This is a genomic window from Acinetobacter sp. BSP-28, from assembly GCF_044130285.1.
Classification (GTDB): domain Bacteria; phylum Pseudomonadota; class Gammaproteobacteria; order Pseudomonadales; family Moraxellaceae; genus Acinetobacter.
This window is the reverse complement of the sequence record NZ_JBIQOB010000038.1, coordinates 1-11,885: the sequence shown is the minus strand read 5'-3', so window position 1 is coordinate 11,885 and position 11,885 is coordinate 1. Positions and strand designations below refer to the sequence as shown.

Genomic DNA, 11,885 nt, shown 5'->3' with positions numbered 1-11,885 from the left:
CTATTTAACATAATGGTGGTTATACGAAGTACACTTGTATATTAATATAAATATCAATAACTTAAAAATTTAGTCATGACTAAGAAATCAGCAAAAAGTCGATTTTGAAACAAGTCGGCTTTTTTTTAGGCGGTTTTGATAGTTCTTGCCAATAATTTTGTTTAAAAAGTAGTCGATTTTGCGATTTTTTAAATTTTATCAATGCGTGAATGTTCAAAATTATCCCCATTTCTTGTGGATAAATTTCAGGCACTTTGTACGCTTTGGCTTACTCAAATTCCAGTTCTTTGCGGCTATCAGGATAGCTAGAATATCCCTACGATAGATTCATACAGGAACAGGATGTTCCGGAGCAAAAAACAACAATAATAAGTTCTAACACTAGGATTGTGAGGTAGAGCAGCACCTACCAAAGATCGCACAATAAAAAACTCCGGCAGGATGCTGGGGTTTTTTATTTTTTACACTATTAATTCTTTCTCATCATATAAATGTCTGTAATATTAAATATATATTCACTTTTATTTTATAAATCCTATACTTTCCCTCAAAATATAGAAAGGGAACTTAAATTGACCAAACCTAAAATTTCTAAAGCCCTGAAAGAGCAAATTTCCAAAGTAACGGCTTTACGTCCTAAAACAGTCTTAGACTATCTTGTAAAACATGGATCCATCACTACTGATGATATTAAAGCTCTTGGATATGAACACCCTCCAAGAGCTATACGAGATGTCCGTGAACAAGGAATCCCTTTAATTACTCAAAGAGTTAACATTAATGGAAAGAGCATAGCTCGATATGTTTTTGGTGATGAAAGCCAAATTGAGAAGAACAAACTAGGTGGACGGCAAGTTTTCTCTAAAGCATTTAAAAATGAACTTATTCAAAAATATGGTGAAAAGTGTGGCATTACATTAGAACCATATGATGCTAAATATCTCCAAATAGATCATAGAATTCCATACGAAGTAGCAGGAGAAATGTCTGGAACTCAAAGGACTCCACATCATTTCATGCTTCTTTGTGCAGCGGCACAAAGACAAAAATCATGGGAATGTGAACATTGCTCAAATTTACTGGGTCAAAAAGACATTACTATTTGTCAAAGTTGCTATTGGGCATATCCAGAAAAGTATACCCATGTAGCATTAAGACAAGAACAGCGCTTGGACTTGGTTTTTCAAAATGAAGAAGTTGCAATTCTTGAAAAACTCAAACTGCAAGCTGAAGCTGAAGGTTTGACTCTAAAGGACGTACTAATTCATCTCTTATCAGATTAGATGACTTTTCAACAAAAGCTTTAGATAAATACAATGATTCTAGAGTTACGGAATCATGGCCCAATAAAGTTGATTGCGTAGATCTACCTGCATTGATTAATAGTTTTTTCAAATTTAGATATGCAGGGAGGTCTTTACCATAGCTTTTATCACCACACACGCCATCAAAGCTAACTATATATGGAATATTTCTTTTATTTAAATCCTCAAAGTTAGCTATTAGTTCATCTAATTGTAGAAGAAAAGCATATCGTGGATTCGATTTTTCACTAGTGCCTTGCCAAGGCGGATCCATATAAATTAAATCATTAGGCATGGCATCTTTAATAATTTCGGTAAAGTCACCTTTCCTGACTTCAGATTTCCCAGTTAGTAATGAATGCGTTTCAAAAATCTCTTTTCTCATTTTTTTAGGATTTGTTCCTAATCTTCGCTTATCCATTCCTTGATTAAAATCTCCTTGGGAATTAAATCTAATGGCATTTTTTACACATCTAGCAGCTAAATACAGAAAATAACAAGGGTTATGGACTTTATTAAATTCCGCCCTAATAAAGTTATAATATTTAGTAGGATCATCTAGCTGAGATGTCCAAATCTTTTCATATTCATCAGCTAAAGATGCAGGGTCATTAATCACTAAATCCCATAAATCTGAAACCACACCTAATTTGTCACCAAAAACATATTTGTTTGCTATTTCTTGATTAGATGCAGCTATAGTAAGTGCAGCAGACCCTGCAAAAGGCTCATATAAAGTATCAACGTGAAAATCGATTAGTTCTAATATTTGTGGAGCCAGCTTTCTCTTACTACCTTGATAAGGCAAAACATGAGGAATTTTCATTTTTTACCTCCACTTAAGTTCAATTTATACAAAAGTTGTGTATCTCTTTTAGTTCGAGATAAGCTTTTTTCTTTTTTAGTGATAAAAAAGACTCTTGGTATACCTAAAATTTGTCTCTTATTTTCTCGTCTATAAATGATTGAATAAAATGACTTATCCGGATTTGAACCATTCAGCTTATCTGGTAAATGTTCTTTTATCTTGGCAACTAATTCCGTCGATATTAACCCTTCAGGATAGTTCTTTAATATCTCGATTGCTGCATCTTCTACAGGGCTTGGTTTTGAAAATGACAACATAGATTTTACTAAATCCCAGAATTAAAGCATGCTATTATATGATTTAAAGCATGCTATTGTCTATTCTAATTTAAACAATTGGCGACCTAGATTGTCGCACTATTTAACATAAATCTCTTATGCGAAATTCATCTGTAAGCCCAAAATAGAAATGTCCGGTTTACCGAATGCTCGACCTAAGATCTCAGAACATAAGAATTTGATGATCACCCTGGTTCTCAAAACTCGATACTTTATTGAAAAGTTCTATCGAGGCTTATAAGTCCCTGAAACAAAAAAATGCCTGAAGTTCAGGCATTTTTTACATCATCAATATCTACTAAAAAGCTTACAACAATCAAAAAACGAGAGCTTTATTCTTGTGAATACGACTTAACTTTTTCAAAAATTGGATAGAAATCTAATCCCTCATCTTTCATCGTAGAAATCAACGCAACGATTACAGCAATATGTGTAGGAACCACACCTTGTTTACTGTAATTCGTAATCGAATTAGGTTTCATATCCAATAAGGCAGCAAATTCCTTAATTGAAAGCCCTGCTTTACCGACAAGACGTTGAAATTCAGTATATGGCATTTAATTAAATTTATAGAAATGGTGTTTTGAGATTATAGCATAGGGTTATACTTACATAAAAACACATAAAATTATGTGGTAAACACATAATTTTATGTGTTATAAATAGCTTATCAACTAACCTATTTATCCTTGTTATCGGAGATAATGTAATATGTACTCATACCCGGATTCAAACACTGAAAAGAAAATTGCTCTCATGATCATCAATGACTTTTTCATTCAAAAAGCCCATGAACTGTGGATTTTTTTACAACTCGATCAGTGCTTTAATGATTATGAAGCCACACTGATTTGGACTCGACGTTATTTAGAGAAGCATCCTGAGTGTGAGTACAGCGATATTCAAAAAGCCTTTGTTTCTTGTTTCCCAGAACACTTCTTCAGCTTTGACTGTTAATTTATGAGAGGCACGGTAAAAAATCGAAATGGGTAAGTAAATCCCAAATAACAGCCAGTTCATACAACTGGCTTTTTATTGTCACGTATAAATCTAAGACTTGTTTTAATCGTTGCTAACACGATCAAGCAAAGTGTAATAACGAAACTAAAAGTGCAGCAACAGACTTTTTTTTTGCAGAAATAAAACTGAAAATTCGGTAACAGAACCGTTTTTGTAGAAACGAAACTGAAAATGCAGCAACGGACATCTTTTTTGCCGGAAACAAGCGCAATTTAAGCGAAAAGCACAGGATTGTTTTGATTTTAAAATTTAAGCATATTGCTTAAATATCAGCAGCTTAGGTTCAATACCTAAGCTGCTGATGCCCAGGGGTTGAGGGGAAGGATTCCCTCACGGACTGTAGTTTCTCGAAGAGAAACTGTTAAGTGCGAATTAATAAAAAATAAAATTAATTTTATTTTTTATTAATTAAATCCATTCGCCCAATAAGTTATGCTACAAAGCATAATGAAATTGAAGCGAATGGATTTCTTGTTAAAATGCAAAACTCTGATTTTAAAAAACGTGGACGACCAGCCCTTTTACTCAATCAACTAGAGTTAAAGGCCTATGTCGACTATGTGAGAAAGTATAAAATTTGGGATCAAGTCACTCAAAATGCAGTTCGTGAAATTCAAGCATCTCAATTTGAAATGCAGAACTTGTCACCAACTGCATTAGTCATCGTAAAACAAGCCATTAAACCATTTAGAGAGCTTCAAAAAGTTGAACTGCTTTATCAACAACTTTGTAAAACTACATCGCATGATTTCTTTCAAAAAAAGTTCGTCGAGTTATATCAACAATACCAAAGCACTCGTGAAGATCAGACACTGAATGTGCTTAAAACAATGGCAACTCAATATCTTCGTTTTAAAGACAACAAAGTCGATGAAAATAGCTTAAAACTGTATCTCAACCAGCTCGAGAAGAAAGAAAATAAAGCAAAACGGAATGCTGATAACAAGAAAAAATTTGAATTAGGAGGAGCACTATTAGCCTTGTTAAAAACAAAAAATATTGATGTCACCAAACTGACCGCAGCACAAATGATTCGTGCCATTTTTAATGAAGATATTCAATTTAATTTAGCCAATCGCAATACGATCATTTTTCAAGAAATGCTCAATGTTGGCCTCAGTGACACTAAAGCCAAGAACTTATTTCCACTGGTTTTAGATCAACTCACAGACTATCGCGACGAAGATGGTTTGCCGATTTACTTAAAGCAGATTATTAGGACAATGGCAGAAAATGGCTAGCTATCACCTGCAACTAAGAGACAAACCCAAAGGCTATGCACTCGAACATTATTTCTATATTGCTCGATTAGAAAAATATCAGCATGTGCGTGTCAAAAGCCAAGAAGTTTTAGAACATATTGAACCGGGTGGTTGTATGCCATCTTGGGCGAAAGATCCTGCTGACTTCTGGAAAGCAGCAGATACCCATGAGCGAGCCAATGCCAAAGTCTACATGGAATATGAATTGGCTCTCCCCAATGAACTTACACCAGAACAGCGTAAAACACTGGTAGAGGCATTTTTAAATGAACACGTAGCCAGTCACCAATATCCGCATTCTTACGCCATACACAACGTTAAATCGAGAATTGGCGGCATTGATCAACCGCATTGTCATCTCATGTTGTCTTTGAAAGCCAATGATGGCCTTGACCGCACGCCAGAAACCTACTTCAAACGCTTTAATCCGAAAAACCCGGAAAAAGGCGGGGCGAAAAAAAGACAACTTGATGAAGGCTTTGACAACTACCGTTCATTCTTACTGTATATCCGCAAGGAGTGGGAAAACTATATGAATGATGCCTTACGCCAATATGCCCCGACCTTGACTTACCAAATCGATGGACAAGAGATCAACATCCCCAATCGAGTATCGTCTTCAAGTTATAAACAATATAATTTAGATCACGGCACCTTTTACATTGCCGAACCCAAGCTTGGAGTTGGCAATCAAAACAATACACCTGAATATTTAGAGCAGATCAAACAAATCCGCGAGCATAACCAACAAGAATTTGAACGAGAACAACTCCAGAAACACCAGGAACTCAACCTCAGTGCTAAACCTTTTTACAGTGTGAATGACCAGCCGTATAGCAGTTTAGAAGTAACAGCCTTATTGAAGAGTTTAAATCCAGATACCCACTCAGTAGAAATAACCGCGATTCAACAGCAACAAGCTTTAGTTGATCCATCCTTTAAGAATCAAGAACTCAATCTCACTCCTGAAAATAAACCAACACCGACTATTAAAAAAGACACTGGCTTTAACTTTTCGATGTAAAAACCAAGATGAGCAAAGCGAGTGTCTACGAGCGACATCAGCAAAATTCGCGCCTAGACTCTCTGAAAAACAGCTTTTTAGGCTGTGAAGCCTAAATAAGCGTAAATCACATGTAAAAAATTGAGCCTAGACCGAGCGTAGCGAGTAAAAAGGCTTTATGAGCGAAGCGAATTCCGAGTTGCTTTTGATCTTGCTTCTGCTTTTCCTCAAATTCACGGAAACATTAACCTAAAAATTGCCCCGACGAATCGAGCGATAGCGAGATTCAATAGAGTTTGAGCGTAGCGAAAACCAAGGGCAATTTTTCACTCCTTGGGCTTTTAATTATTTTAAAGCTTTTAAATGCTTTTAGACATACTGAAAGCCTTTGCTCACAATGCTTTCAAGGGTTATATGACACCGTTTACTTTGCAATATGACACCGTTTACCTTGCAATATGACACCGTTTACCTTGCAATATGACACCGTTTACCTTGCTTATAGCACTATAATTAATTAATGTGTCATAGCATAATAAATAATATTGGTGCTTCATGAGAGAATTAGTTGTAAAAGACAATGCCTTAATTAATGCAAGCTATAACTTAGATTTAGTAGAACAACGTTTAATCTTATTGGCTATTGTTGAGGCAAGAGAAAGTGGCAAAGGGATTAATGCTAATGATCCATTAACAGTCCATGCAGAAAGCTATGTCAATCAATTTGGCGTACATCGCAATACCGCTTACCAAGCATTAAAAGATGCCTGTAATGATTTATTCGCAAGACAATTCAGCTATCAAAAAATAAATGAAAGAGGGAATATTGAGAACTATAGATCCCGTTGGGTTAGTGAAATTGGATATGTAGATAATGAAGCCGTAGTTAAGCTTATTTTTGCCCCTGCCATAGTTCCATTAATTACGCGCTTAGAAGAGCATTTCACTAAATATGAATTGCAGCAAGTTAGCAATCTCAGTAGTGCTTATGCTGTTCGTTTATATGAGTTATTAATTGCTTGGAGAAGTACTGGCTCTACTCCAATTATAGAGTTAAGTGATTTCCGTCAAAGAATTGGAGTACTCGATACAGAGTACAAGCGTATGGAACGCTTTAAAACTAGTGTACTTGAGCTTGCTATTAAACAAATTAACGAACATACAGATATCACAGTGAAGTATGAACAACACAAAAGAGGTCGATCAATTTCAGGTTTTTCTTTTACGTTTAAACAGAAGAAAAAGGATAATCCATCAATAGAAAGAGATCCGAATACCTTAGACCTTTCTTCAAAGATGACCGATGCTCAACGGCATATGTTTGCAAACAAACTTTCAGAGCTCCCTGAAATGGGTCGCTATTCACAAGGAACTGAAAGCTATCCTCAATTTGCTGTTCGTATTGCTGAGATGCTACAAGACTCTGAAAAAATCAAAGAACTAGCCCCATACCTAAAAAAAGTGGGATACATGCCATCAAATAAAAAGGACACCGTAAATGGCTAAGTTATCGCTAAGTGAAGTATCTAAAAAATTTCATATTGATAGGTCAACCATTTACAGAGCTGTACGTAATGGGCGTTTATCACGCTCTAGTGATGGTCAATTTGACCTTTCGGAAGTGATTAGATGCTTTGGGGAGCCTGAGCAAACATCTCAACAAATTGAATCTTCTACATCAGATAGCGATGAATCTACAAAAAAACTCATTATTCATTTAGAAAATGAAGTTAAAAAATACCAAGAACGTGAAGAGCGTTTAATGCAGCAAATCGACCGTATGCAGACGCTTATTGAGTTAAAAACTGTTGCACCCGCCACGGCAGCGCCACAACAAGATGCTACGGCATGCGACCCCGATATGCCACAGCATGCGACAAGACAACAAGACAATGATAATAAAAAGAATAATGAATTAAATATTGTAGAAAATGTGGCAGTGCCACAACAAGAAACTACAGCATACCACACCCAAACGCTACAGCATGCCACGTTGCAAAATGTGGCAGTGCCACAACCTAAAAAACGTGGCTTATTTGGCCGTGTGCTGAATGCTGTTTTCGATAATGACTAAGGGAGAAAGATCATGCCGAAACTGAAAGACATTGCCCTGGGAATTATTGTGGCCCCGCTGTTAATCCCGATCATGCTGATTGCATCGTACCAGGATAAAAAGGCGCTCAAAAAAGAACTGAATGAACGCCAAAAAGAAAAAGACCAGGCATCGTGATTATTCAATTGAGCTAATCAAAAGTGTGGAACATTGCTTAAATAATAGGCGTGGAACGTGAAAAGTCATAAAAAAAGCCCACCAGAGGGTATGTGGGCTAAAATCATGTAACTACAGCATTGATTTCTAAAGATAATTAGAACGCATTTCGTATAAGGTGTATTATGTTAATTTTAGAAAATCTTCACTACTATTATTTTAAAATAAGCCTTATATCCAAGCATAAAACAAGGTTGTCTAGACTTCTTTTAACAGTAAAGTTATCATAAAACTGAATTTTATTTTTTAGGTAAGTTTATGCATTCTATCCGCATTCGTTAAGACACAACTATTTGCATAGTGACACTATTTTATAATGGTGGGCTTTTGTTGTGTCTTTAAGAATATATGCGGATATATAAAGTAAAAGTATGCTTAATTTATAAGTATGCTTTTAGTGCATAGTTTCCAGTTATAACTTAATTGACTAGCTATTTGTCCACCCTGTGGATGAATAGCTTTTTTTTTGGGAGGACACTGTGATGCTAGCTTTTGTTTTCACCTAAATCCTGTTTGCTGCATAAAAAATTTCAAGAGCTAAACAGGAGTAAATAAAAATGAGTTTAATTATTAAAGCGAGAAACATACGCTTGGATTATGCTGGGCGTGATGTTTTGGATATTGATGAATTGGAAATTCACTCTTATGACCGTATTGGTCTTGTGGGTGATAACGGAGCAGGAAAGAGTAGTTTACTCAAAGTACTTAATGGCGAAATTGTTTTAGCCGAAGCGACATTACAGCGTTTTGGTGATTTTGCACATATCAGCCAACTGGGCGGAATCGAAATAGAAACGGTCGAAGACCGGGCAATGTTATCTCGCCTTGGTGTTTCCAATGTACAAAACGACACAATGAGTGGCGGAGAGGAAACTCGTGCAAAAATTGCTGCCGCATTTTCCCAACAAGTACATGGCATTCTAGCGGATGAACCAACCAGCCACCTTGATCTCAATGGAATAGATCTACTTATTGGTCAACTTAAAGCATTTGATGGAGCATTACTTGTTATCAGTCATGACCGATATTTTCTTGATATGGTTGTAGACAAGATATGGGAGTTAAAAGACGGTAAAATTACGGAATATTGGGGTGGTTACTCGGATTACTTGCGTCAAAAAGAAGAAGAGCGACAACACCAAGCCGTAGAATATGAGCTGATGATGAAGGAACGGGAGCGATTAGAATCTGCTGTGCAAGAAAAACGCCAGCAAGCTAATCGATTAGACAATAAGAAAAAAGGAGAAAAATCCAAAAACTCTACCGAAAGTGCTGGACGACTTGGGCATGCAAAAATGACTGGCACCAAGCAAAGAAAACTGTATCAGGCAGCTAAGAGTATGGAAAAGCGTTTGGCTGCATTAGAAGATATTCAAGCACCAGAGCATTTGCGTTCTATTCGTTTTCGTCAAAGTTCAGCCCTAGAACTGCACAATAAGTTCCCGATTACGGCAGATGGTCTGAGCTTAAAATTTGGTAGCCGTACTATCTTTGATGACGCTAACTTTATAATACCGCTTGGCGCTAAAGTCGCTATAACTGGATCGAATGGAACAGGGAAAACGTCCTTGTTAAAAATGATATCAGAACGTGCTGATGGATTAACCATATCTCCAAAAGCTGAAATTGGCTACTTTACACAAACAGGATATAAATTTAACACGCATAAATCTGTGCTCTCCTTTATGCAGGAAGAGTGCGAGTACACAGTTGCGGAAATTCGTGCAGTATTGGCTTCAATGGGGATCGGAGCGAATGATATTCAAAAAAACTTATCCGACTTATCGGGAGGTGAAATCATCAAACTGCTTTTATCCAAAATGCTTTTAGGAAAATATAATATTTTGCTTATGGATGAACCAGGAAACTATCTTGACCTAAAAAGTATTGCCGCATTAGAAACAATGATGAAGTCCTATGCAGGAACTATTATCTTCGTATCTCATGACAAGCAATTGGTCGATAATATTGCTGACATTATCTACGAGATCAAAGACCACAAAATCATCAAGACTTTTGAGAGAGATTGTTAATGATAGCCAATCTAATCCGAACATTAATTATTGAACTCTTTAAAGGAAATTAAAAATGACAATTCAAGATATTCAATCACTTGCTGAAGCACACGGCTTGTTGCTTACGGACAAAATGAATTTCAATGAAATGGGCATTGATTTTAAGGTCGTTTTTGCTCTTGATACAAAGGGGCAACAATGGTTGCTGCGTATTCCTCGTCGTGATGGCATGAGGGAACAAATCAAGAAAGAAAAACGCATTTTAGAATTGGTAAAAAAACATCTTTCTGTAGAGGTTCCTGATTGGAGAATTTCATCTACAGAATTAGTGGCTTATCCCATACTTAAAGATAATCCTGTTTTAAATTTGGATGCTGAAACCTATGAAATAATTTGGAATATGGACAAAGATAGCCCGAAATACATAACATCTTTGGCAAAAACCTTATTTGAAATCCATAGTATTCCTGAAAAAGAAGTTCGGGAAAATGATTTGAAAATTATGAAACCTTCAGATTTAAGACCTGAAATAGCAAACAATTTGCAGTTAGTAAAATCTGAAATTGGTATAAGTGAGCAATTGGAAACCCGCTACAGAAAATGGTTGGATAATGATGTTCTATGGGCAGATTTCACCCAATTTATACATGGCGATTTATATGCTGGGCATGTACTAGCTTCAAAGGATGGAGCTGTTTCAGGCGTTATTGATTGGTCAACAGCCCATATAGATGACCCAGCGATTGATTTTGCTGGGCATGTAACTTTGTTTGGAGAAGAAAGCCTCAAAACTCTAATCATCGAGTATGAAAAACTAGGGGGTAAAGTTTGGAATAAACTATATGAACAGACTTTAGAAAGAGCAGCGGCCTCTCCTTTGATGTATGGTTTATTTGCCTTAGAAACTCAAAATGAAAGCCTTATCGTTGGAGCAAAAGCTCAGTTGGGAGTTATATAATTTAAAAATATGATTGCTGAGAACTGCCTTGTTTTGAAACTTGGTTGGCTTTAATTAGTTTTTAGTATTCTTTATAGAAAATGCCTCGATCAAGGGGCATTTCTAACAATCATTTAACATAAAATTTCTTATGTGAAGTAACCTGAATGCAGCGGTGCCCCATTGGGGGCGCGTTGAGATAAGCCTCTTTTAGATAACTTTAGCAACTCGATAGACAGTTGCAACTCCACAATTCACTGCTTTGGCAATTTCTTCCTTAGTCATATTGCCAACTACTAGCAATTCTTTTATTCGTTTATGTTTAGCCTCATTTGCCTTCTTGCCTGTTGGTTTGTAACCCGAACGTGCCAGGCCCTGCTTAATACGTTCTATACGTTTCTCATTGTCTAGGCGGGCCATTGTTGCCAGAAGATCAATCAACATATTGTTGATGAGTTCCAAGATTGAATGAGTAATGCTGTCACTGGTTTGAATCATTTGGTAGGTAGTAGGAAGATCTGCTACGACTAAACGAAGTCCCTTCTCCTGGATCCTGCGCTTCAGCTCTTGAAAATCTCGTTGGGTTAGGCGTGATAAGCGGTCAATACTTTCAACTAACAATGTGTCACCTTGATTTGCTTCTGACAGTAGCTTATTCAATTCAGGTCGGTCTAACTTCGTACCACTATAGTTTTCCACGTACACAATGGTTTCACCCAAATTCAAGTTTTGGTTTAGATCCTGAAGAATCTGCAAAGCCCTTTCTGCATCTTGATCTTTAGTTGAAGCTCGTAGATAAATACGTGTATTCATTTCTATCATTTAATCTTAATTCTATTAGATTAATGATAATACTATCATTTAATTATTGCATTAAGTCTAATGATAGATATTGTATGCGATTTGGCTCGCTATCATTCAGGTATAGT

The 11,885-nt window shown here is 36.4% G+C and carries 13 protein-coding genes; 9 read left to right on the top strand and 4 right to left on the bottom strand.

The window, feature by feature from the left end:
* Window positions 1-572: 572 nt before the first annotated feature.
* Window positions 573-1,283: a hypothetical protein gene (locus ACE01R_RS16970; protein WP_395552675.1), complete on the top strand. Its 711-nt coding sequence runs from the start codon at window positions 573-575 to the stop codon at window positions 1,281-1,283.
* Here ACE01R_RS16970 and ACE01R_RS16965 read toward each other — a convergent pair.
* The 3 genes from ACE01R_RS16965 to ACE01R_RS16955 form a co-directional block, all read right to left on the bottom strand.
* Complete coding sequence (locus ACE01R_RS16965; RefSeq protein WP_395552674.1) at window positions 1,216-2,130, bottom strand: DNA adenine methylase; 915 nt, start codon at window positions 2,128-2,130, stop codon at window positions 1,216-1,218. The two genes, ACE01R_RS16970 and ACE01R_RS16965, sit on opposite strands and share 68 nt — an antisense overlap.
* Window positions 2,127-2,429 (bottom strand): hypothetical protein, encoded by a 303-nt coding sequence (locus tag ACE01R_RS16960; RefSeq protein WP_395552673.1) that lies wholly within the window; start codon window positions 2,427-2,429, stop codon window positions 2,127-2,129. The genes ACE01R_RS16965 and ACE01R_RS16960 overlap by 4 nt, the downstream gene beginning before the upstream one ends.
* Window positions 2,430-2,782: 353 nt before the next feature.
* Window positions 2,783-3,007: a hypothetical protein gene (locus ACE01R_RS16955; RefSeq protein ID WP_004758944.1), complete on the bottom strand. Its 225-nt coding sequence runs from the start codon at window positions 3,005-3,007 to the stop codon at window positions 2,783-2,785.
* A 154-nt stretch (window positions 3,008-3,161) separates the two neighbouring features.
* On the opposite strand from ACE01R_RS16955, the gene ACE01R_RS16950 reads away from it, so the two are divergent.
* From ACE01R_RS16950 to ACE01R_RS16915, 8 genes are all read left to right on the top strand, one after another.
* Window positions 3,162-3,407 (top strand): hypothetical protein, encoded by a 246-nt coding sequence (locus ACE01R_RS16950; RefSeq protein ID WP_004282220.1) that lies wholly within the window; start codon window positions 3,162-3,164, stop codon window positions 3,405-3,407.
* Between the two features lie 542 nt (window positions 3,408-3,949).
* Window positions 3,950-4,711, top strand: coding sequence for a hypothetical protein (locus ACE01R_RS16945; protein ID WP_395552672.1), 762 nt, complete (start codon window positions 3,950-3,952; stop codon window positions 4,709-4,711).
* Window positions 4,704-5,756: a MobA/MobL family protein gene (locus tag ACE01R_RS16940; protein WP_104221583.1), complete on the top strand. Its 1,053-nt coding sequence runs from the start codon at window positions 4,704-4,706 to the stop codon at window positions 5,754-5,756. Before ACE01R_RS16945 ends, ACE01R_RS16940 begins: the two co-directional genes overlap by 8 nt.
* 534 nt (window positions 5,757-6,290) lie before the next feature.
* The gene (repM, locus tag ACE01R_RS16935) at window positions 6,291-7,241 is read left to right on the top strand and encodes a replication initiation protein RepM (RefSeq protein ID WP_096911070.1); all 951 of its coding nucleotides are present in this window, start codon (window positions 6,291-6,293) and stop codon (window positions 7,239-7,241) included.
* Window positions 7,234-7,809 carry a plasmid replication DNA-binding protein gene (locus ACE01R_RS16930; protein WP_096911069.1) on the top strand — a complete coding sequence of 192 codons (576 nt, stop codon included), beginning with the start codon at window positions 7,234-7,236 and terminating at the stop codon, window positions 7,807-7,809. Before repM ends, ACE01R_RS16930 begins: the two co-directional genes overlap by 8 nt.
* A gap of 12 nt (window positions 7,810-7,821) precedes the next feature.
* Window positions 7,822-7,965: a hypothetical protein gene (locus tag ACE01R_RS16925; protein ID WP_001125248.1), complete on the top strand. Its 144-nt coding sequence runs from the start codon at window positions 7,822-7,824 to the stop codon at window positions 7,963-7,965.
* A 596-nt stretch (window positions 7,966-8,561) separates the two neighbouring features.
* Window positions 8,562-10,037 carry an ABC-F type ribosomal protection protein Msr(E) gene (gene msr(E) / locus ACE01R_RS16920; RefSeq protein WP_000052512.1) on the top strand — a complete coding sequence of 492 codons (1,476 nt, stop codon included), beginning with the start codon at window positions 8,562-8,564 and terminating at the stop codon, window positions 10,035-10,037.
* Between the two features lie 55 nt (window positions 10,038-10,092).
* Entirely contained in the window at window positions 10,093-10,977 is an 885-nt protein-coding gene (locus ACE01R_RS16915) for an Mph(E) family macrolide 2'-phosphotransferase (RefSeq protein ID WP_000155092.1), read from the top strand.
* 189 nt (window positions 10,978-11,166) lie between these two features.
* On the opposite strand, the gene ACE01R_RS16910 is transcribed toward ACE01R_RS16915, so the two are convergent.
* A complete protein-coding gene (locus ACE01R_RS16910; RefSeq protein ID WP_015060246.1) occupies window positions 11,167-11,778 on the bottom strand; it encodes a recombinase family protein in 612 nt (203 codons plus the stop codon).
* Between the last annotated feature and the right edge of the window lie 107 nt (window positions 11,779-11,885).